Origin of the sequence: Streptomyces sp. NPDC059455, from assembly GCF_042750115.1 — a bacterium.
Classification (GTDB): Bacteria; Actinomycetota; Actinomycetes; order Streptomycetales; family Streptomycetaceae; genus Streptomyces; species Streptomyces endocoffeicus.
The window spans coordinates 13,691-35,034 of sequence record NZ_JBHYVB010000041.1 but is presented as its reverse complement, the minus strand read 5'-3'; the positions used below and the strand labels follow the sequence as shown (position 1 = coordinate 35,034).

Annotated in this window: 20 protein-coding genes; 7 read left to right on the top strand and 13 right to left on the bottom strand. The window is 71.9% G+C overall.

The annotated features are described in order from the left end of the window. The first annotated feature begins 125 nt into the window (after window positions 1–125). The 3 genes from ACFXB5_RS17210 (at window position 126) to ACFXB5_RS17200 (ending at window position 4,213) form a co-directional block, all read left to right on the top strand. Entirely contained in the window at window positions 126–518 is a 393-nt protein-coding gene (locus ACFXB5_RS17210) for a hypothetical protein (protein WP_385208266.1), read from the top strand. 240 nt (window positions 519–758) lie between these two features. Continuing rightward, window positions 759–3,071, top strand: a complete 2,313-nt coding sequence (locus tag ACFXB5_RS17205) for a phage holin family protein (RefSeq protein WP_385208264.1) — start codon at window positions 759–761, stop codon at window positions 3,069–3,071. A gap of 35 nt (window positions 3,072–3,106) precedes the next feature. After that, window positions 3,107–4,213, top strand: a complete 1,107-nt coding sequence (locus ACFXB5_RS17200; RefSeq protein WP_385208262.1) for a PP2C family protein-serine/threonine phosphatase — start codon at window positions 3,107–3,109, stop codon at window positions 4,211–4,213. A gap of 61 nt (window positions 4,214–4,274) precedes the next feature. On the opposite strand, the gene ACFXB5_RS17195 is transcribed toward ACFXB5_RS17200, so the two are convergent. Genes ACFXB5_RS17195 through ACFXB5_RS17185 form a run of 3 tightly spaced genes read right to left on the bottom strand, consistent with a single transcriptional unit; the run spans window position 4,275 to window position 6,629 of the window. Continuing rightward, entirely contained in the window at window positions 4,275–5,261 is a 987-nt protein-coding gene (locus tag ACFXB5_RS17195) for a bile acid:sodium symporter family protein (RefSeq protein WP_385208259.1), read from the bottom strand. Between the two features lie 52 nt (window positions 5,262–5,313). Beyond that, window positions 5,314–5,748, bottom strand: coding sequence for a hypothetical protein (locus tag ACFXB5_RS17190; RefSeq protein WP_385208256.1), 435 nt, complete (start codon window positions 5,746–5,748; stop codon window positions 5,314–5,316). Between the two features lie 14 nt (window positions 5,749–5,762). Continuing rightward, window positions 5,763–6,629 (bottom strand): oxaloacetate decarboxylase, encoded by an 867-nt coding sequence (locus ACFXB5_RS17185; RefSeq protein WP_385208254.1) that lies wholly within the window; start codon window positions 6,627–6,629, stop codon window positions 5,763–5,765. Between the two features lie 253 nt (window positions 6,630–6,882). Here ACFXB5_RS17185 and proP point away from each other — a divergent pair, with 253 nt between their 5' ends. Together proP and ACFXB5_RS17175 are read left to right on the top strand one after the other, a co-directional pair. Continuing rightward, window positions 6,883–8,346 (top strand): glycine betaine/L-proline transporter ProP, encoded by a 1,464-nt coding sequence (gene proP / locus ACFXB5_RS17180; RefSeq protein ID WP_385208251.1) that lies wholly within the window; start codon window positions 6,883–6,885, stop codon window positions 8,344–8,346. A gap of 161 nt (window positions 8,347–8,507) precedes the next feature. Next, on the top strand, window positions 8,508–8,879 hold the full coding sequence (locus ACFXB5_RS17175; RefSeq protein WP_385208249.1) for a nuclear transport factor 2 family protein: 372 nt from the start codon (window positions 8,508–8,510) through the stop codon (window positions 8,877–8,879). Window positions 8,880–8,913: 34 nt separating this feature from the next. On the opposite strand, the gene ACFXB5_RS17170 is transcribed toward ACFXB5_RS17175, so the two are convergent. Continuing rightward, a complete protein-coding gene (locus tag ACFXB5_RS17170; protein ID WP_385208247.1) occupies window positions 8,914–9,717 on the bottom strand; it encodes a helix-turn-helix domain-containing protein in 804 nt (267 codons plus the stop codon). Between the two features lie 80 nt (window positions 9,718–9,797). Here ACFXB5_RS17170 and ACFXB5_RS17165 point away from each other — a divergent pair, with 80 nt between their 5' ends. Next, the gene (locus ACFXB5_RS17165; RefSeq protein WP_385208244.1) at window positions 9,798–10,109 is read left to right on the top strand and encodes a 4a-hydroxytetrahydrobiopterin dehydratase; all 312 of its coding nucleotides are present in this window, start codon (window positions 9,798–9,800) and stop codon (window positions 10,107–10,109) included. Window positions 10,110–10,239: 130 nt separating this feature from the next. Here the strand turns inward: ACFXB5_RS17165 and ACFXB5_RS17160 are convergent, their stop codons facing one another. The 9 genes from ACFXB5_RS17160 to ACFXB5_RS17120 form a co-directional block, all read right to left on the bottom strand. Continuing rightward, window positions 10,240–11,604 carry a cryptochrome/photolyase family protein gene (locus ACFXB5_RS17160; protein ID WP_385208241.1) on the bottom strand — a complete coding sequence of 455 codons (1,365 nt, stop codon included), beginning with the start codon at window positions 11,602–11,604 and terminating at the stop codon, window positions 10,240–10,242. A gap of 90 nt (window positions 11,605–11,694) precedes the next feature. After that, entirely contained in the window at window positions 11,695–12,471 is a 777-nt protein-coding gene (locus ACFXB5_RS17155) for an anti-sigma factor domain-containing protein (RefSeq protein WP_385208239.1), read from the bottom strand. Then, window positions 12,468–13,052: a sigma-70 family RNA polymerase sigma factor gene (locus tag ACFXB5_RS17150; RefSeq protein ID WP_164432216.1), complete on the bottom strand. Its 585-nt coding sequence runs from the start codon at window positions 13,050–13,052 to the stop codon at window positions 12,468–12,470. Before ACFXB5_RS17150 ends, ACFXB5_RS17155 begins: the two co-directional genes overlap by 4 nt. A 204-nt stretch (window positions 13,053–13,256) precedes the next feature. Then, window positions 13,257–14,432 (bottom strand): S1 family peptidase, encoded by a 1,176-nt coding sequence (locus ACFXB5_RS17145; RefSeq protein WP_385208237.1) that lies wholly within the window; start codon window positions 14,430–14,432, stop codon window positions 13,257–13,259. A gap of 273 nt (window positions 14,433–14,705) precedes the next feature. Next, entirely contained in the window at window positions 14,706–15,536 is an 831-nt protein-coding gene (locus tag ACFXB5_RS17140; RefSeq protein WP_385208235.1) for an aldo/keto reductase, read from the bottom strand. Between the two features lie 79 nt (window positions 15,537–15,615). Beyond that, window positions 15,616–16,437, bottom strand: coding sequence for an effector-associated domain EAD1-containing protein (locus tag ACFXB5_RS17135; protein ID WP_385208233.1), 822 nt, complete (start codon window positions 16,435–16,437; stop codon window positions 15,616–15,618). A 58-nt stretch (window positions 16,438–16,495) separates the two neighbouring features. Then, window positions 16,496–17,170 (bottom strand): hypothetical protein, encoded by a 675-nt coding sequence (locus ACFXB5_RS17130; RefSeq protein ID WP_385208231.1) that lies wholly within the window; start codon window positions 17,168–17,170, stop codon window positions 16,496–16,498. A gap of 19 nt (window positions 17,171–17,189) precedes the next feature. After that, a complete protein-coding gene (locus ACFXB5_RS17125; protein ID WP_385208345.1) occupies window positions 17,190–19,016 on the bottom strand; it encodes an AMP-dependent synthetase/ligase in 1,827 nt (608 codons plus the stop codon). Between the two features lie 186 nt (window positions 19,017–19,202). Next, window positions 19,203–20,096 (bottom strand): LysR substrate-binding domain-containing protein, encoded by an 894-nt coding sequence (locus tag ACFXB5_RS17120; RefSeq protein ID WP_385208229.1) that lies wholly within the window; start codon window positions 20,094–20,096, stop codon window positions 19,203–19,205. Window positions 20,097–20,250: 154 nt separating this feature from the next. Here ACFXB5_RS17120 and ACFXB5_RS17115 point away from each other — a divergent pair. Then, a partial coding sequence (locus tag ACFXB5_RS17115; protein ID WP_385208227.1) for a bile acid:sodium symporter family protein occupies window positions 20,251–21,344 on the top strand: 1,094 nt, incomplete at its 3' end.

The window sequence follows — 21,344 nt, the reverse complement described above, 5'->3', positions numbered from 1 at the left end:
GGCGGGGGGGCGCGGGGGGGGGCGCGCGGCGGGGGGGGGCGGGGGTGGTGTAGACCCCCGCCCGGGGGGGCGGGGGGGGGGGGCGGGGGGGGCGCCCCCCCCCCCCCCCCCACGACCGTTACGTCATGGACGAGGGCGGTGGCGCCGATATGTCCGGCACTGGCATCCCCGAGGGGGAGTTCATCGCGCCGCCGTATTCCGCTCTCCCCTTCGTGCTGGGGCTCCGGGTACGGCATTGCGTGCAGGTCGTGGCCGTCCCGCAGGAGGGCGCGCGAGCCGTGTGGTTCTACGGGCTGACCGACCGTTCCTGGGCGTGCGTCGTGTTCCGTGAGGGGGAGGCGGAGGCGCGGGTCTGGCAGGCGGGGGAGCGTCGGCTGTGGGACGAGGTCGAGGCCGCGTACGGGTGGTGGGTCGGTCATGGCAGGCCGGACCACGCCCGCTTCGGCCTTACGGTCGGGCCGGGCCCCGCCGGTCAGCGGGTGTGGCTGGACGATCCGGCCGACTCCTGGTCCCCGTAGCCCGGTCGGTTCCTGGTCCGCTTGGCCCGGTCGGTTCCCGGGCCGCGTAGCCCGGTCGGTTCCCGGGTCCCGTAGTGCCGAGCGCGTCCCGTCGCGCTCCTGGCGAACTGATGGGTCACCGTAAGCGGAATCGATCCGTCCTGGTAACCCGCTGTCCGCCGGGTCGCGGGGGCGCTGTGCCACGCTTGAAGCCGGTTCGCGCGCATGGTGCGGGCCGGTGACGCGAAGTGAGGGCGCGGCGTGCAGAAGCCCCGATGGAAGACCGTGGGGGGAACCCTGCTGCGGGTGGCGGCGGTGTGGGCGGTGTCCACGCTCACGATGCTGGCGCTCGCCGGGATCCTCCCCGACTTCTCCTTGAAGTCAGGTGACGGTGACACCGCGACGCAGATCGCCATCACGGCGGCCAGCGGCGCGGGGGCCTTCGGGGTGCTCAGCGCGCTGGTGTGGCCGCTGCTCGTACGGGCGTTGCTGCTGATGCCCGCGTTGGTGCTGGGGCTCCTGGTGTTCGTGCTCAACGGCTCGATGCTGCTGATCGCCCTCAGTGTGAACCCGGACGGGCGCGGCGCCGCCGAGCCGGAGACCGCCGTCGTGGTGGCGGCCGTGATGTCCGCCGCGTCGTCGGCCACGAGCACCTTCCTGACCGTGCGGGACGACGGCGCCTACCGGCGGCGGCTGGCGCGGCTGGCCGTGCGGCGCAGGCGGCGGCTCGGTGAGGACGGGGGGAGCGACGAACCCCCGGGGACGGTGTTCCTGCAGCTCGACGGGGTGGGGCACGCGGTGCTCCGGGAGGCGTTGCGGGAGCGCGAGAACCGGCCCCCGGGGATGCCCACCGTCGCGGGCTGGCTCCAGAGCACCCACAAGGTCACGCCCTGGCGCACCGACTGGTCCAGCCAGACCGGCGCCAGCCAACTCGGCATTCTGCACGGCTCCAACGAGGACGTGCCCGCCTTCCGCTGGTACGAGAAGAAGACCGGGGAGGTGATGGTGAGCAACCGGCCGACCAGCGCGGCGGTGCTCCAGCGCCGCGCCGCCGCCCGGGCGAGACACGACGGACTCCTCACGGTGGACGGGGCCAGCCGGGGCAACCTCTTCACCGGCGGCGCCGATCAGCTCGCGCTGGTCCTCTCGGTCGCGGCGCGGCGCGGTAAGCACAACCGCTCCCGCTCCGGCTACTTCGCGTACTTCGCCGACCCCGCCAACGCCACCCGCACCGCCGTCTCATTCCTCGCCGAGGTGGTCCGGGAGATCTGCCAGTCCACCCGCGCCAAGCTGCGCCGCGAGACGCCCCGGGTGAAGCGGGGCGGGCTGTATCCGTTCATCCGGGCGTTCGCCACCGTCGTGGAGCGGGACGTCGTGGTGACGGCGGTGATGGGGGACATCCTCTCCGGCCGTACCGCGATCTACGCCGACCTCGTGGCCTACGACGAGGTGGCCCACCACTCGGGGCCGCGCAGCCGGGACGCCCGGCAGGTGCTCGCCCGGCTCGACCGCTCCATCGCGCTGATCGCCAAGGTCGCCGAACACGCCCCGCGCGACTACCGCATCGTGCTGCTGTCCGACCACGGGCAGAGCCCCGGCGAGACCTTCGCGGGGGCGTACGGGCTGAGGCTGGAGGACCTGGTGCGGGCCGGCTGCGGTCTGCCCGTCTCGCGGCGGGCCGGGCGGACCCCGAGCGGGGCGGAGGCCCGCGAGGCGGGGCGGGCGGCGCTGCACCGTCCGGAGAAGCCCGGGGTGGACGGGGACGGGTGGTGCGGGGGGCGGGAGGCCCCCGCCGATGTCGCTGACGACGGTAGCGCCGGTGACACCGCCGTTTCCGATCCCATCGTGCTCGCCTCCGGGAATCTCGGCCTGATCTCCTTCCCCGACGTACCGGGGCGGATGAGCCGTGAGCAGATCGACGCCCGCCACCCCGCGCTGCTGCGCACACTCGCCGACCACCCCGGCGTGGGCTTCGTGCTCGTACGGTCCGAGGCGCACGGCGCGGTGGTGCTGGGCGCGGACGGGGCCGAGCACCGGCTGGACACCGGGGAGGTCTTCGGGGCGAGCCCGCTCACGCTCTTCGGGCCGGGCGCCGAGAGCGCCGTACGGCGCACCGCGCACTTTCGGAACACCCCCGACATCATGGTCAACTCCGCCTACGACCCGGCGCCCGGCACGGTGCACGCCTTCGAGGAGCAGATCGGCTCGCACGGCGGCCTCGGCGGGGAGCAGGGGCACCCCTTTCTGCTGTGGCCGGCCGGGCTGACCCCGCCGGTGGCGGCCGGGGAGGAACTGGTCGGGGCCGAGCGGGTGCACCAGGTGCTGCGGCGCTGGCTGGAGGAGGCGGACGGGCCCCAGGTGCCGGAGGAGGAGGCGGCGACCGCCCCTGCGGAGGTGGCGGCGGCAGAGGCCCCGGCCGCCCCGGAGGCGTCGGCGGCGCGGACCCCGGCGGAGGCCGAGGTGCCCGCCGAGCCACGGCCGACCAAGGCGCCCGACGTCACGACGGCGGGCCTGGAGAGGGCCCCTACGGTCACGTCGGCGGGCCCCGCCGTCACGGCCGACAGCACCGTCTGAACGCACCGCGCCCGTATCGGGTGTAAGCAAGAAGTATGCGCGTTTCGCCCGACCTCACCCGCATCGGTGGGGAAACGCGGTCGAGCAGGGCGCTCTTCGCCGTCCCGCTCGTGATCATCCTGGCGGTCACGGTGATCGACCTCACCTCGCCGCCGACCGTCCACCTCGGCCCCTTTCTGATCGCGGCACCCGCGATCACCGCGTCCTTCGCGGGCGCGGGCGGGACCGCCGTGATCGGAGCCCTCGCCGTGGGGGCTCAGATCATCATCGGTGTGTTGCAAGGCGGTCTGTCGACCGCCAACCACGAGGCGCAGATCGTCGTCCTGATCGTGATCTCGGGGCTGGTGACCAGCTTCCGCTACGCCACCGACCGGCACCGGCGCCGGCTGAGCCAGGTGCGCTCAGTGGCCGTGGCGGCGCAGGAGGTCCTGCTGCGGCCGCTGCCCGAACGGATCGGGGAGCTGAGGATCGCCTCGCTGTATCTCGCGGCCGACGAGGAGGCGCAGATCGGCGGCGATCTGTACGCGGCCGTCCGCACCGAGGGCGCGACCCGGCTGGTCATCGGGGACGTACGGGGAAAAGGGCTGGCCGCGATCGGTGATGCCGCCGTGCTGATCGGGGCCTTCCAGGGGTCCGCGTACCGCAATCTCTCGCTGCCGGGCATCGCCGCCCACCTGGGCAGCGCCATGTGCTGGAACTGGCGCCACGTCGGAGGTGATGAGCGGCATTTCCTGGAGTCCTTCGTGACCGCCGTGGTGCTGGACGTCTACGACGACGGCCCGGTGGCAGGGATGGTGAACTGCGGCCACCCTCCACCACTCCTGCTCCACAAGGGCGAGATCGCCACGCTGGACGTGGACGAGCCCGCGGTGCCGCTGGGCCTCGAGGAGCCGAAGGAGCGGGACTACCAGGTCGAGATGTTCCGCTTCGAGTACGGCGACCTTCTGGTGCTGCACACCGACGGCGTCGTCGACGCCCGGAACGAGAGCGGCGCCTTCTATCCGCTCCCGGAACGGCTCGCGGGCTGGAAGGGCGGCGGCCCGCAGTCGCTGGTGGACTATCTCCACGCCGATCTGCTCCGGCACACCGGCGGGGTCGTCAACGACGACGCCGCCATCGTGGTGATCGCCCGCTGCGCCTGAGCCGCCCCGGCTGAACCGCCACGCCTGAGCCGCCCCGGCTGAACCGCCGCCCGCTCCCGGTTTACCCCCTCGCCTCCGTGATCCGGACGCGCTCCCCCTGAGCCGAGGCGGCCTCCGGCGCCCGCCGGGACCACCGGCCCGCGATGATCGCGCACACCATCAGCTGCAGCTGATGGAAGAGCATCAGCGGCAGGATCACCGGCCCGGCCGCGTCCCCGAACAGCACCGCGGCCATGGGCAGCCCCGTGGCCAGCGACTTGTTGGAGCCGCAGAAGACGATGGTGACGCGGTCCTCCCGGCGGAAGCCCAGCCGCCGCGCGGTGAACGACGTCGTGGTGAGGGCCAGCCCCAGCACGGCCGCGGCCAGCCCCAGCAGCGCGAGCAGCCGGGCCGGGGTGATCTGGTTCCAGATCCCCTCCGTCATGCCCCGGCTGAACGCCGTGTAGACCACGAGCAGGATCGAACCCCGGTCCAGCAGGGCGAGCACCTTCTTGTGACGGCCGATGAACGGCGCGGTCCAGCGGCGCAGCGCCTGCCCGGCGAGGAAGGGGAGCAGCAGCTGGGTGGCGATGGCCAGCAGCCCATCGGCCGAGAAGCGGACATCCGAGCCGATCAGCCACGCCGCGAGCAGCGGGGTGACGATCATGCCGAGCAGGCTGGAGTACGTCCCCGCGCAGATCGCGGCCGGGACATTGCCCCGGGCGGTCGAGGTGAGGGCGACCGACGACTGGACGGTCGAGGGCACCACACACAGGAAGAGCAGACCGGTGTAGAGCTGGTCGGTGAGGAGGAACGGGGCGAGGCCGCCCGCGGCCAGCCCCAGCAGCGGGAAGAGCACGAAGGTGCTCCCGCCCACCACCAGGTGCAGCCGCCACTGCCGCAGCCCGTTCAGCGCCTCGCGGCTGGACAGCCGCGAACCGTAGAGGAAGAACAGCAGCCCGATCGCGATGTCCGCGGCATCGCCGACGGCCGTGGCCGCCGCCCCGCTCGCGGGCAGCAGCGCCGCCAGCGCGACCGTCCCGAGAAGGGCGGCGACATAGGGGTCCACCGCCCTCCCGAGCCGGCCCGGCCACGACAGTGGCCAGGACCTCCGTCTCACATCAATCACCGCCCCCGGCCTGCCACGGCGGGTGGCCGATCTGCGGCAGCACCGGATCCGCGCCGGTGATATCACCGGCCAGGACGTCGATGGCGCCTCCGCCCCCGTCGTGGTCGCTGCCCGCCGTGCCACGGCTCAGCAGCAGGGTGTTGAGGGTGCGGTCGACCTCCAGCCAGGAGTCGGCGCCGGAGTTGTCGATGACCAAGAGGCCGTTGTGCTGGTCGGAGGCCGGTGCGGCCTCCTCCGGTTCGCCGTCCTCGTCGTGCGGGGTGCCCGTGGGCGGCGGCGCGGCCTTGGCGGGGGCCGCGGGGCCCGCGCACAGCACGCTCGCGGCGGCCGCGAGGAGGAGCCCCGCCGTGGACGGACGGATCGTAAGGATGTCCTTGCGGGGCTTACGGCGCCGGCCGGGGCCGGGCCCGAGGAAGGTCGAGGACATGCGCGCGACCCTCGTCATCCGACCCTGACGGGCTGACGGTCCCCGTGGTGCCTGCTGATGTTCTTCTCCAGCAGCTCCGTGGCGCCCTTGACCCCGATGGCCCCGGTCTCCCGGGTGTCCGGCAGCCGCCCGTCCGCCGTCTTGAGATCGCTCAGCGCCCCGTCGATCGCGCCATGGGCGGCGAACAGGCACGGAGTGCTGTAGATGGCGACATCCACCCCGAGTTCGGACAGCTCGGACAGCGAGAGCCGCGGCGACTTCCCGCCCGCGATCTGATTGAACAGCAGCGGCTTGTCGCCGATGACCTTACGGACCTTGCGGATCCACTCCACACTGCGCACCCCGTCGACGAGGACGACATCCGCGTCGGTCTCGGCCAGCGCGGCCGCGCGCCGCAGGATCTCGGACTCCTCGGTGGCGTCCGTACGTGCCACCACCACCAGGTCCGTCCTGCTGTTCAGCACCAGCTGGAGCTTTTCGAGATACTCCTCGAGCGGCAGGATCAGCTTGCCGTCGGCGTGGCCGCAGCGGCGCGGGCGCCGCTGGTCCTCCAGGATCACCCCGGAGGCCCCGGTGCGCTCCAGCCGCTGCACCACATGGCAGGCGACCTCGGGGTCCACATAGCCGTCGTCGATGTCCACGAGCAGATGTTGTTCGGGGAAGGCCAGCCGCAGCCGCTCCACGAAGGCGAGCATGTCGGGCCAGGCGATGAAGCCGATGTCGGGAAGCCCGTAATGCGATGCGGCGAACCCGAATCCGGATACGAAGAAGCCGTTGTAGTGCCGTGCGGCGATGGACGCCGAGTACATGTCGTAGATGCCGATGAGAGGAGTCGTAGGGGAGGAACTGATGGACTTTCGGAGGGCATTGCCGTAGAGCATGATGTCCCCTTGAGTTCGGCGCCTTTCGGCGCTGCGTGACGGGTTGTGTGATTGTGTGGATAGGTCTGGCGAAGGCCAAGTTTCGGTAAAGCAACCCGCCGGGTGTCCCTGAAGATGCCTGCCCCGGCTCGGGCCGGGGTCGAACGTTCCTTGAGCGCCGTGGTCCTCGTCCTGGGTGGTCTGCGACACGCCGGGCATGCCGCGGCGGTCGCCGGGTATGCGCAACAAGCCTGTCCACTGAAAAGAGTTGCTTGTGCCTGTCCAAACCGATGCCGAAGCCCCTGCGTCCGCGCCCTCCCGGCACCGCCTGCTCTGGCGTGCCGTCCAGCGACGCAAGAACCCTCCACTGCGTCGGAGCGACATCACGGTCACCGAGGAGAAGACCGTCCGGAAAGCGGTGAAGGCCGCCGCGCTGGGAAACGCCATGGAATGGTTCGACTTCGGGATCTACAGCTATCTCGCGGTCACCATCGGTAAAGTGTTCTTCCCGTCCGGCAATGGCACGGCCCAGGTGCTCTCCTCCCTGGCGACTTTCGCGGTGGCCTTTCTGGTCCGTCCGGTGGGAGGTTTGTTCTTCGGCCCGCTGGGCGACCGGATCGGCCGTAAGAAGGTGCTGTCCTTCACCATGATCATGATGGCGTCCAGCACACTCGCCATCGGACTCATCCCCGGCTATGCCGCCATCGGCTTCTGGTCGCCCGCGCTGCTCATCCTGTTCCGTATGCTCCAGGGTTTCTCCACCGGCGGGGAATATGGCGGCGCCTCGACCTTCATCGCCGAATACGCGCCCGACAAGCGCCGTGGCTACTACGGCAGCTTTCTGGAGTTCGGCACGCTGATCGGCTACACCTCGGCGGCCGGACTGGTGACCATCCTGACCGTGACGCTCACCGACTCCTCGATGGATTCCTGGGGCTGGCGCATTCCGTTCCTGGTCGCCGCGCCGATCGGGCTGGTCGGTCTGTATCTGCGGCTGAAGCTGGATGACACCCCCGCGTTCCAGAAGCTGGAGGACGAGGGCTCCACCAACGCGGCCGAGCGCGAAAGCCTGCCGTTCTGGCGGGTGTTCCGCACCCAGTGGCGCGCGATGGCGCTGTGCATCGCGCTGGTCGCCGCGTACAACATCACCGACTACATGCTGCTGTCCTATATGCCGACGTATCTGTCGGACACCCTCCACTACAGCAGCACCAGCGCCCTGGTCTCGATCATCATCGTGATGCTGGTGCTGATGGCGGCCATCACCTTCGTCGGCCGGTTCTCCGACCGCATCGGCCGCAAACCCGTGCTGATGGCCGGCTCGGTCGGCTTCCTGGTGCTCGCCGTGCCGTGCTTTCTGCTCATCAAGCAGGGCGGGACCGTCCCGGTCTTCGCCGGGCTGCTGCTCCTGGGGCTGTGTCTGCTGCCGTATGTGAGCGTGATGTCCGCCTCGCTGCCCGCGCTCTTCCCGACGAATGTGCGCTACGGCTCGCTCTCCATCGCCTTCAACATCTCCGTCTCGCTCTTCGGCGGCACCACGCCGCTGGTGACCGAGGGCCTGATCAGCAGCACCGGGGACGATCTGATGCCCGCCTACTACACGATGCTCGCGGCGGTCGTCGGCATCGTCGCCGCCGCGGTGATGAAGGAGACGGCTCGTAAGCCGCTGGAGGGCTCGCCGCCCGCCGTGGCCACCAAGGAGGAGGCCATCGCGCTCGTGGAGTCCCAGCGGTCCTGAGTCACCCGGCCTCCATTACCCGGCCTACCTCGGCCTCCATTACCTCGGCGGTAATCGACCCCCGCGCACGGCGGCGGCAGGGTTGAGGCATCGGGTTCCGGGCCGGCGCCCTCCGGTCCGGGATCCGTTCCCACCAGGGGATTTCATGGAGGAGTGACCAGATGACGCAGTACGACACCGCCGTCGCCCGCTACTTCGAGGCATGGAACGCCACCGGCCCCGAGGCCCTCGCCAAGGCGGTGGTCGCCGCCTGGACCGAGGACGGCGGCTACACCGACCCGCTGGCGCAGGCGCGTGGCCATGAGCAGCTGGCCGCCGTCATCGCCGAGGCCCGGGAACAGTTCCCCGGCCATGAGTTCCGGCTCACCGGCGCCGTGGACGGCCACCACGACATGGCCCGCTTCACCTGGGAGCTGGTCTCCACGGCCGACGGCTCCGCCCCGGTCGCCGCGACCGATGTGATCACCCTGGCCGAGGACGGCCGGATCCGCTCCGTCCTCGGCTTCCTGGACCGGGTCCCCACGAGCGGCTGAAACCGCGTCCCTACGAGCGGCTGAAACCGCGTCCCTACGGCCGGCTGAACCGGCCCAGGGCGGCGGCGGTCTCCGGGTCGGCCGGGAGGAAGGTCTCGATGGCCAGCTCGGAGACCGTGACGTCCATGGGGGTGTTGAAGGTCGCGATCGTCGAGATGAACGACAGCACCTCCCCGCCGTGCTCGATCATCATCGGCAGCGCGAAGGGCGGAGTGTCCCCGGCGGTCGCCGTCTCCCGGCCGCCGGTCCCGGGCAGCGGATAGGCCACCACCTCGTCGTACAGCGCGCGCAGCGGCGTGGAGCGCATCAGCGCCAGCTGCCGGTCCATCTGGTCCAGCAGATGGCCACGCCATTCGCGGAGGTTGCGGATGCGCGGGGCGAGCCCCTCGGGGTGGAGGGTGAGGCGCATCGCGTTCAGCGGGGGCCGCAGCAGATGCTCCGCCACCCCCTCCAGGAGCGCCGCGATGCCCCGGTTGGCCGCCAGCACCTCATAGGTGCCGTCCACCACCAGCGCCGGATACGGCTCATAGCCGGTCAGCAGCCGCTCCAGGGAGTCGCGCAGGGCGCTCATCGACGGGTCGTCCACCGACCGCTCCGGATAGTGCGGGGCGTAACCGGCGGCGATCAGCAGGGCGTTGCGCTCGCGGACGGGGACGTCGAGGTGGTCGGCGAGCCGGAGCACCATCTCCTGGCTGGGCCGCGACCGGCCGGTCTCGATGAAGCTGATGTGGCGGGCCGAGGAGTCGGCGCGCAGCGCGAGCTCCAGCTGGCTGATCCGGCGGCGGTCCCGCCACTCGCGCAGCAGTGTGCCCACCCGGGGCGGCGCGGCAGTCGTCATGACCTGAAGGTAACCGACGCCGGGCGGGGCCCATGGCAGGGTGGAAGGGCCACCGGTCACCCGCGACGAAGGGATGTGTCATGGCGGTCGAGCCGCTCACCGACCAGGAGATCCGACGACGTCTGGAGCAGCTGCCCGGCTGGTCGTTCGCGGACGACCAGCTCTCGCGGACATATGTGTTTAAGGGCCATCCACAGGCGGCCGGGATGGTGGCGGAGATCGCCACCATCCAGGAGGAGCTCGACCATCACTCCGACCTCACCCTCGGCTACAACAAGGTGGGCGTCACGGTGAACACCCACAGCGTCGGCGGCAAGGTGACCGCGCTCGACTTCGAGCTCGCCGGCCGGATCGAGGAGATCGCCCCGCAGCACGGCGCCCGTGCCGACTAGGGGGGTGTCCGGCGGATCTTGGCCCCTGCGGCGGGCTGTTCCCCTCCCCGCCCCTTCCCGACACCTGACGATATGCGGCTCCGCCGCGTGGTCCGCCGGACACCCCGTAGACCGGCCGGCGGCCCCGGTGTCACCCCCGGGCGTGCCGGAAGCGGGCCAGCCCCGCCTGGAGGTCCACGATCGGGTCCGGGTAGTCCAGCCGGTCCCGCTCGGCCTCCGGCAGCCGCCAGGGCGTATGGACGCCGGAGCCGGTCACCGCGGCCAGCTCCGGCACCCAGCGCCGCACATACGCGCCGTCCGGGTCGAACCGCCGGGCCTGCGCCAGCGGATTGAGGACCCGGTTCGGGCGGGTGTCGGTGCCGGTGCCCGCCGCCCACTGCCAGTTCAGCTGGTTGTTGGCCACATCCCCGTCCACCAGCAGCTCCAGGAAGTGCCGGGCGCCGATCCGCCAGTCCTGGTAGAGCGTCTTGGTGAGGAAGCTCGCCACCAGCAGCCGCGCCCGGTTGTGCATCCAGCCCTCGTGGCGCAGCTGCCGCATCCCCGCGTCCACCAGCGGATAGCCGGTGCGCCCCGCCTTCCAGGCCGCGACCTCCGACGCGTCCTCGCGCCACCGGTCGCCCCGCGGACGGTAGTCGGCGTACGAGGCGTCCGGCCGGGCGGCCAGCACCTGGTGGTGGAAGTCCCGCCAGGCCAGCTGCCGTACGAAGGCGTCGGCGCCCGCGCCGCCCGCCTCCCGCGCCCGGTGCACCAGCTCCACCGGGGACAGACAGCCGAAGTGCAGATACGGGGAGAGCCGGGAGGTGGCGTCGCCCGCCAGATCGTCCTGCCGGTCGGCGTAGCTCCCCAACCCCGACCGCCACCAGGAGCGCACACGGCGGCGGCCCGCCGTCTCCCCGCCCTCAGGCAGCCCGGGGGAGGGGCTGCCGGAGGCGAGCGAGGTGACCGTCGCCACCGGCTCCGAGCGCAGCCCGGACGGCACGCTCACCGTGCGCGGCGCGGTGAGCGGCCTGCGCTGCCCGGCCCGCTGCCAGGCGCGGAAGTACGGGGTGAAGACCGCGAAGTGGTCCTTGCCCGCCGGGGTCACCTCGCCCGGCTCCACCGCCGTCACCACCGCGCCGTGCACCCGCAGCCGCCGTCCGTCCGCCTCCAGCGCCTCGCGCAGCCGCCGCTCGCGGCGGGCGGCGTAGCCGCTCACCCCGCCCGCGATATGCACCTCGTCCGCGTCCGCCTGCCGTGCCGCCCGCAGGATCTCCGCCACCGCGTCCCCCCGGCGGACCACCAGCCGCCCGTCGCGCTCGCGCAGCCCCGCGTCGAGATCGGCCAGGGCGTCCGCGAGGAACGCCACCCGGTTGGGGACCGCGAACCCCGTCCGGGCCAGGCCACGGTCCACGACGAACAGCGGCACGACCCGCTCGGCGGCGCGCAGCGCGGCGCGGAGCACGGGGTTGTCGGACAGCCGCAGATCGGAGGTGAAGACGGAGAGGGACGTGCTCATCCCTCTCCCTTACCCCACCCGGCCCCGCGGATCGGCGGCTTCGCGCCCCGTATCACCCGATGTCATCTGATAACGGCCGATGTGGTCCGCTCACGCCGAGGGGAACGTCAACAGGACCAGCGGATCGCTCGTCGGGGCCTTCGACCCTCCGGCGGGCTCGACCGTCACCCCCATGGCCGACGCCTTCCCGACCGCGCCGCTCATGACCGCCGCCGTGTTCCGGCCCGAGGAGTCCATCAGACCGGCCGGGCGCATCGTGCCGCCGTCGCTGAACCACAGCTGGTAGATCCGCCCGGCGGGCGGCTCGGGCAGCCCCGAGGCGAGGAACACCGCCTTGTTCAGCCCGCGTGAGACCACCACCGTGCCGGTCGAGCCGTCCGTCATCCGGCCGCTGCGGCTGTGCGCGTCGGGCGCGGCCAGCACCTGGGTCATCTCCTCCGCCTGGGCCACCCGCTGCTCGGAGCGGCGGGCGGTGTCGCGGGCGTCGGACGCTTGCCGGTACTGCCACACCGCGGCCCCGCCGCACAGGGCGGCAGCGGCCACACAGGCCGCCAGCGCGAAGTTCATCGCCCGCCGCCCGGTGCGCCGCCGGGGGCCCGCGTGGGACTCCCGGGCCTCCCGCGCCGCCACCCGGGGCGGCTCCTGGCGGACCGTGGCGATCCGCCGCAGCACATCGTCCTTCATCGTCGGCGGCGGGGTCAGGGACGTGGCCACCGCCAGCTTGGCGGCGGTCTCCCGCAGCTCCCCAACCTCCTGACGGCAGGCGTCACAGATCGCCAGATGCCGCTCGAACTCGCTCAACTCCCGCCCCGAGAGGGCGTTCACCGCGTACGCCCCGGTCAAGGTGTGCAGATCCGCTCTGGTCATGCGCCGACCCCCATGCAGTCCCGGAGCCGGATGAGCCCGTCCCGGAGTCTGGTCTTCACGGTCCCGAGCGGCAGCGACAGCAGCTCCGCCACCTCACGGTAGGAGCGGCCCCGGTAGTAGGCGAGCGTCACCGACTGCCGCTGCAGCTCGGTCAGCGTCCGCATGCACCGGCGCACCTGCTCGCGCTCGAGCCTGGCCTCCACCTGCTCGGTCACCTCGTCGAACGCCGGGGTACGGGACAGCAGCGCGGCGCGCTCCTCGCGGTCGGAGGCGGCCTGCGCCGAGCGCACCCGGTCCACGGCGCGCCGGTGCGCCACCGTCATGATCCAGGACATGGCGCTGCCCCGGCCCGGTTCGAACCGCGCCGCGGACCGCCACACCTCGACCAGGACCTCCTGTGTGACCTCCTCGGCCTGGGCCGGGTCGCGCAGCAGACTGCGCGTCAGCCCCAGGACCGGCCCGCTGACGGCGTCGTAGAGGGCCGCGAACGCGTTCTGGTCCCCCCGGGCCACCATCTGGAGCAACTCTTCGAGGTCCGGTCCGCGCGCGGCGGGTCCGCCGATATACACGGGTTCTCTCACGGGCCGTCCTTCCGGGAATGATGCGGCGCACACGGAGGTGTCGTACCTCATTCGTCGCCCGGACGGGTGCGGATTGGTCAAGGTGCTCCGAACACATCAAGGTGTGCCGGTGAACGTCGAGGAGTGCCGGTCACGTCGAGGAGCGCCGGACACGCGTGAGGCCGCCGCGGTCCGCTCGACCGCGGCGGCCTCCGCGCCCCGGCCTCAGCCGGTGGTGAGGGTGAGCCCGTAGGTCGTCAGGATCGGGTTCACCGGCTGGTAGTACGTCGTGCCGCCGACGGTGCAGTTGCCGGAGCCGCCGGAGGTGACGCCCTGCGCCTCGCTGCCCGAGATGAACGAGCCGCCGGAGTCACCCGGCTCGGCGCAGACATTGGTGCGGGTGACCCCGCTGACCGTGCCCTGGGGGTACTGCACGCTGGTGTCGTGCTGCTGGATGGTGCCGCAGTGCCAGCCGGTCGTCGAGCCGGAGCGGCAGACGGACGAACCCACCGGCGCTTCCTGGGAGCCGGCGACGGTGACGTTGGTGCCCTCGGGGCCGATCACCCACGGCTGCGGGGTCCAGTCGGCGTTGGTGGCCACCCACGCGTAGTCGTTGCCGGGGAAGCTGGAGCCCTGGAAGGTGCCCTGCGCCACCCGGTTGAAGCCGGCGGTGGTGTCGCCCTGGCTGCCGCAGTGGCCGGCGGTGACGAAGCCGTTCTGCTCGGCCTTGGTCACCGAGAAGCCGATCGAGCAGCGGGCGGCGTCGTTGATGTAGAACGCCTCCCCGCCGCGCAGGTCGTACAGCGGGCTCGGCCGCTCGGCCGACTCCACGATCCGTACCACCTCGCGGTCCGCGCCGCTCGCGGCGACGAAGGCGGCCGCCTCGGTGGGCTCGGCCGACTGCACCACGACGCTGTTGGTCTTGACGTCCACGTACCAGGCGGAGGCGACATCGGCGGCCGGGGGGCGCTCGGCGGCGGTGCGGTCCAGGGCCTGCTTGGCGTCGACGAGGGCCTTGAGGTTGTGCTTGACGACGGCGGGCTTGGCGCCGCCGGCCGTGATGGTGGCGCTCTGCTCCTTGTCGGTGGTGGCCACGGTGAGTTCGGCGGTGTTGCCGGACACCCACGCGCCGCCATAGGAGCTGCCCAGGCTCTTGCGCAGCCCCGGTTCGGCCTCTCCGGCCCGGTACTCATTGGATATCCGCATCCGCGCCTCATCGGCCGTCAGGCCCAGATCGCGCTGCATCGAGGCCAGCATCTCGGGGGGCACCTCCCTCCGGGGGCGGGGGGAGGGTTCACCGGGGTCGGCCACCGCGGGTATGCCGCTCCCCAGGAAGAGGGCGGCTATCGCGACGGTGCAACCGGCGGCCAGCTCAAGGCCGTGACGGCGTCTGCGGGACATCTTCGGTCTCCTCGGCTAGGAATATGGTCACGCTGTGTGCCCATCTGGGCGCCAAGCGTAATTGCCGGGGACGTGGCTCGCTCGGTGGGCCGCATCGGCCTCGTACGGGGGGTCATGCGCCCGGGATATGCCAGGACGGTGAGTGACGGTGGATACGGGTCCGCCCCGCCGCGGGGTGCGCGGCGGGACGGAACGGCGGAGCCGGTGGAGCGCTCGGGCTCGGCTGTCGAAGGTCCCGGCCGTTGAGGGTCTCGGCTGTTGAAGGTCCCGGGCTCAGCCGTTGAAGGTCTCGGGGTCCGAGCCCAGACGGTTGCCGGTCTCGAGGGAGTCGATCGCCGCCAGGTCCTCGGAGTCCAGCTGGAAGTCGAAGACGTCGATGTTCTCCTTGATCCGCGACGGGGTCACGGACTTGGGGATCACCACATTGCCGAGGTCCAGATGCCAGCGCAGCACCACCTGGGCCGGGGTCTTCCCGTGCTTCTCGGCGATCGCCGCCAGCTTCGGGTCCGCCAGCAGGCCCTTGCCCTGGCCGAGCGGGGACCACGCCTCGGTGGCGATGTCATGGCGGGCGTTGAAGGCGCGCAGCTCCGCCTGCGGCAGCTGCGGATGCAGCTCGATCTGGTCGATCACCGGGACGATCGAGGTCTCGGAGAGCAGCCGCTGGGTGTGGGCGGGGTGGAAGTTGGACAGGCCGATGGCCTTGGCGCGGCCCTCGGAGTAGATCTTCTCGAACGCCTTCCAGGTGTCCACGTACTTGTCGACCCCGGGCAGCGGCCAGTGGATCAGGTAGAGATCCACATACTCCAGGCCCAGCTTGGTCAGCGAGGCGTCGAAGGCGCGGAGGGTCGAGTCGTACCCCTGGTCGGCGTTCTGGAGCTTGGTGGTGACGAACAGCTCGTCGCGCGCGACGCCCGACGCGGCGAGCCCCTTCCCCGTGCCCTCCTCGTTCCCGTATATCGCGGCCGTGTCGATGCTTCGGTACCCGGCGTCCAGTGCGTTGCGCACCGCGACCTGCGCCTCGTCGTCCGGGATCTGCCAGACACCGAAGCCGAGCTGCGGCATCCGTACGCCGTTGTTGAGCGTGATGAAGGGGACCTTGCTCACGAGCAGTCGATCCTTACGTCGGATGTGGATTACATGCTTCCAACTGATCCAACGATCAACGGTCTGCCGTCATTCCCGTTCACCAGGGTCGCCCGCGCAGGATCAACACGCCGTCCCCGTCCCGCCCGAGGCGCTCCGCCGCCCGCCGCGCCGCCCGCTCCAGCGTGGGCGCCTCGCCCAGCAGACCGTAGAGCCCGCCCGCGAAGGCCGCCGACGCCGCGCCGTCCAGCGGTCCGCGGTGGGCGACCACCACCTCGGCCGCCCCGGCGAAGAGCGCGGCCAGCGGCGCGCCCTCGGGGCAGCCGAGCACCACACCGGGCAGCGGGGCGCCGGTCAGCCGGCGGTAGACGGCCAGCAGCTCGGCCAGACGTGCGGCCGGTGTGTGATGCGCCCGCCCGTCGCCGTCCTCGAAGACCAGCGCGCCCCCCTCGCGGCGGCAGACCAGATGCAGCACATCCGGGCGTACGGTGAGGATCCGCCGCAGATCGGTGGCGGCCGCGGCGGGGCACCGGTCCACCGTCAGGACGCCATGGGCCGCCCGCCGGACCGCGGCTAACTCCTGGCCGTCCGGGGCGGCGCCGGTCACCAGCACCCGCCGGACCCCGCGCCCGCCCGGCCCTTCCCGTAAGGCGGCCCGGAACACCTCGTTGTGCGGATAGGAGACGCAGGCGGCGGCCAGGACGCGCAGCCTGCCGTCCGCGACCCGGCCCGCGGCGACCGCCCCGGCCACCGCGGACCAGAACTCCCCGGCGGTCGTGGCGGCCGCCGGTATGTGCTCGGCGGGGAAGCCCGCTCTCCGCAGCAGCGCCACGGCGGACGGGCCGACCGGGAAGACCCGCGTCAACTCCCCGAGCTCCTCGGTCGTCAGCGCCGGATGCCCGTCCCCGTCCTGGCCGTCCACCGTGTTCCGTCGCTCCTCGCCTGTGCTCGTACCGCTCTGTGCCCCCCCGCGTCCGTCCCTACTGAAGCGCGGCCAGGCGCAGCGGTTCCTCGAGCTCCTCCCGGAAACGGTGCAGGGTGTGCCCCTCGCGCACCGTGGCGCCCACCGCGACCGCCGCCCGGCTCACCGCCCCGCGCGGTGCCCGCACCACCATGGCCAGCCGGTACTTACCCCCGATGCGCACCGCGGAGGTGTGCCGGATCTCCCAGCCCGGGTCGGAGCGCAGCTCCCGCCGCGCCTCCAGACAGACCCGCTCGCCGAAGGCGGTGTCGCCACCGTCCTGGAATCCGAGCCGCGGGCCGAGGTGGGCCGCCGGCACCGATGCCGTCACCTCGGCGGTGAGCTGGCGCGGGGTCATGGACCAGGCCACCGGCTGGAAGGCCGCGGTGCCCCGCCGCACCGGTTCCGCCGTGAGGCCGATATCGAGATTGATCGAGTGCAGGGCGGGGTCCGGCGCGTCCCGGGCGCAGGTCACCGACAGATGCACCAGGTGATAGACGGCGTTGTCCGCCTCGGTACGAAGGAAGTCCAGCAGCTCCGGATCCGGTCCGACCAGGTCGGCCGTGACCGGTAAGGCCACCGGCCCGCCCAGGACCACCCGCCCGGCCAGCCTCGGGCCGCTGGGCTGGGGTGTCTCCTCGGACAGCAGGGCCAGTTCGCGTTCGGGAAGTTCGGGGAGAATGACATCGATCATTTCGTGCCCCCTTCGCGGCTCAGGTGTTGTACAGCGCCTCGACCTCGACGGCGTACGCCTGTTCGATGGCCTTTCGCTTCAATTTCAGCGACGGCGTCAGCAGACCATGCTCCTCGGAGAACTGCGCGGCAAGTATCCGGAAGGTGCGAATCGACTCCGCCTGGGAAACGGTGGTGTTCGCCGCGACCACCGCCCGCCGGATCTCGGTCTCCAGATCGGGGTCCCGGACCAGCTCGCCCGGCGGCAGCTCCGGCTTGCCGCGCATCGTCAGCCAGTGCGCGACCGCCTCCGAGTCCAGGGTGACCAGCGCCGCGACATACGGGCGGTCATTGCCCACCACGATGCACTGGGCCACCAGGGGATGCGCCCGCACCCGCTCCTCCAGGCCCGCCGGGGCGACCGACTTGCCGCTGGAGGTCACCAGGATCTCCTTCTTCCGCCCGGTGATGGTGAGATAGCCGTCGTCGTCCAGCGTGCCCAGGTCGCCGGTGGCCAGCCAGCCGTCGCGCAGCACCGCGTCGGTCGCCTTGGGATCGCCGAGGTAGCCCTCGAAGACCTGGCCGCCGCGCACCCACACCTCGCCGTCGTCGGCGAGGTGGACCGTGGTGCCGGGGATCGGCACGCCGACCGTGCCGAAGCGGGTCTGCTCGGGCGGGTTGGCGGTGGCGGCGGCGGTGGACTCGGTGAGGCCGTAGCCCTCGTAGATGATGACGCCCGCGCCCGCGAAGAACAGGCCGAGCCGCCGCTCCATGCCCGAACCGCCCGACATCGCGTGCCGCACCCGGCCGCCCATCGCGGCGCGCACCTTGCCGTAGACGGCCTTCTCGAAGAACCCGTGCTGCACCCGCAGCGCGGCGCCCGGACCCGGCCCGGTGCCGAACGCCTTGGCCTCCTGCGCCTCCGCGTACCGCACCGCCACGTCCACGGCCTTCTCGAACACCCCCAGCTTGCCGTCCGCCTCGGCCTTGCGGCGCGCCGCCGCGAACACCTTCTCGAAGATGTACGGCACCGCGAGGATGAAGGTCGGCCGGAACGTCTTCAGATCGGGCAGCAGCGCGGCGGCCGAGAGCTTGGGCTGGTGACCGAGCTTGACCCTGCCGCGGATGGCGGCGACCTCCACCATCCGGCCGAAGACATGGGCGAGCGGGAGGAAGAGCAGGGTGGCGGCCTCGTCGCCCCGCTTGGAGTGGAAGGCCTCCTCGTACCGCTCGACGATGTTGTCGCATTCCGCCATCAGATTGGCGTGGGTGATCACACAGCCCTTGGGGCGGCCCGTGGTGCCCGAGGTGTAGATGATGGTCGCGGGCTGCTCGGGGGTCACGGCCAGCCGGTGCCGTTCCACCAGATCGTCCTCGACGGACTCCCCGGCCGCCAGCAGCTCCTCCAGCGCCCCCGCGTCCAGCTGCCACAGCTGCCTCAGATGCGGCAGCCGGCCGACCACCGAGCCGACCGTCATCGCATGGTCCTCATGCTCCACGACACAGGCGGAGACCCCCGCGTCATGCAGCATCCAGCAGACCTGCTCGGCGGAGGAGGTGGGGTACAGCGGGACGCTCTGGGCGCCGATGGTCCACAGGGCGAAGTCGAAGAGCGTCCACTCATAGCGGGTGGGGCACATGATGGCGACGCGGTCGCCGAACCGGACACCACGGGCCAGCAGGCCCTTGGCGAGAGCCGTCACCTCGTCCCGGAACTGGCCCGCGGTCACGTTCTGCCAGCCGCCGTCCGCCGTTTTGCGCGCCAGTGCAACCCGGAGGGGGTCGGAGTCCGCATGGTCGAAGACGGCGTCCGCCAGTCCTCCGGCCTGAGGGGGCGTCGCCAACGGGGGGACGGTGAACTCGCGCAATACCTGCTCCTTGAAGCCGCTGGGCACAGCGCCGCGACCGTACCCGATCCGGCCCCCGATGCGGGAGAGGTGTTTTGTGCCCGGAACGTACGGAATGCCGGGCGGACAGTGAGGTGAAAGGGCATCAATCAGGCGTTGGCGAGGGCGGATTGCGTGGAGTCTGGTCCTATGCGTCGCGTGTGTGGCTCATATGTAACGGTCTTCTGCACGAAATCTCTCCGATCGTGGCACAGGCCCGGCCAGGATCGCGGCGGCGAGTCGCTCCGCGGCGGCGTGCGAGGCGTCCTCCCGCCGACTCTTTCCGTACAACAGTACGAAATCCACCGGGCCGAGGTCCGGCAGCCCGGCCCGTTCGGGGACCGGCGCCAGGCCCGGCGGAATCAGGCCATGGGTGTGAGCCATCACCCCGAGCCCGGCGCGGGCCGCCGCGACCAGGCCATTGAGACTGCCACTGGTGCATACGATCCGCCATGACCTGCCGTGTCGCTCCAGCACATCCAGCGCGCGGGCCCGGGTCAGCCCCGGTGGCGGGAAGACGATCAGGGGGAGCGGACGGTCCGGATCCAGCCGCAGCCGCTCGGCGCCGATCCACACCAGCCGGTCCCGCCACACCAACTGCCCGCCCGGCCGGTCCTCGGACCGCTTGGCCAGCACCAGATCCAGCTTGCCCGCCTCCAGCCGCTCGTGCAGCGTGCCCGACAGCTCGACGGTGAGCTCCAGGTCCACCTCGGGATGGTCGCGGCGGAACCCCTCCAGGATCTCCGGCAGCCGGGTCACCACGAAGTCCTCCGAGGCGCCGAAGCGCAGCCGGCCGCGCAGCCGGGTGCCCCGGAACCAGCTCGCCGCCCGCTCGTTCGCCTCCAGAATGGAGCGGGCGAACCCCAGCATCGCCTCGCCGTCCTCGGTCAGCTCCACCCCGTGGGTGTCGCGGGCGAAGAGCTGCCGCCCCACGGCCGCCTCCAGCTTGCGCACCTGCTGGCTCACGGTGGACTGGCGCACCCCGAGGCGGTCGGCGGCCTGGGTGAAGCTGAGGGTCTGGGACACCGCGAGAAACGTCCGGAGCTGGGCGGGGTCGTACATGGCGGCCACTGTACGCCGAGGCCATCACGGAACGCGATGACAGTCAGAGCGGTATACGGGATTCCCGATGGCCTTGATCGGGAGCATGATGAACGGGGCGCCGTCCGTGTCCAAAAATGCCAGGCCAGCCGAGAAAGAGCGAGAAAGAGGACGAATGCCCAGCCCGCACCGCCCGCAGGGCCCGCACCGCCTGCGTCTGCGCAAAATCGCCCTTCCCGCCCTTCCCTCCTGGCTCCCCCTGGACGGTTTCATCCTCGGACTCATCGGCACCGTGGCGCTCGCCGTGCTGCTCCCGGTCAGCGGCCGGGCCGCCACCATCACCGACGGGGCCACCACGGTCGCGGTCGCCTTCCTCTTCTTCCTCTACGGCGCCCGGCTCTCCACCCGTGAGGCGCTGGACGGGGTGCGCCACTGGCGGCTCCATCTGACCGTGCTGGTGTGCACCTTCGTCATCTTCCCGGCCCTCGGCCTGGCCGCGCGCGGGCTGGTGCCGTACGTGCTGACGCATCCCCTCTACACCGGGCTGCTCTTCCTGTGCCTGGTGCCCTCCACGGTCCAGTCCTCCATCGCCTTCACCTCGATCGCCCGGGGCAATGTGGCCGCCGCGATCTGCGCGGGCTCCTTCTCCAGCCTGCTCGGCGTGGTGGTCACCCCGGTGCTGGTCGCGCTGTTGCTGGGCGGCAGCGGAGGCGGCTTCTCGGCCGACGCGATGATCAAGATCGGGCTTCAGCTGCTGGCCCCCTTCCTCGCCGGTCAGCTGCTGCGCCGCTGGATCGGCGGCTTCATCTCGCGCCACCGGGCGGTGCTGCGGCTGGTCGACCGAGGCTCCGTGCTGCTCGTGGTCTACGCGGCGTTCAGCGAGGGCATGGTCCGGGGCATCTGGCACCAGGTGACCCCGGCGCGGCTGGCGATCCTGCTCGGCGTCGAGGCGGTCCTGCTCACGGTGATGCTCACGCTCACCTCGTACGGTTCGCGGAAGCTGGGCTTCGTCCGCGCGGACCGGATCACGATCGTGTTCGCGGGGTCCAAGAAGAGCCTGGCCGCCGGGCTGCCGATGGCGAGTGTGCTCTTCGGCGCCCAGGCGAGCCTGGCGGTGCTGCCGCTGATGCTCTTCCACCAGATGCAGCTGATGGTCTGCGCGGTGCTGGCCCGGGGGGGGCGGGCGCGGGGGGGGGGGGGCGGGCGGCGCCGCGCGGGCGGGAGAGCCCGAGCGCGCGGCGGGGTCGGCGACGGGGGCTCGTCGCAGCC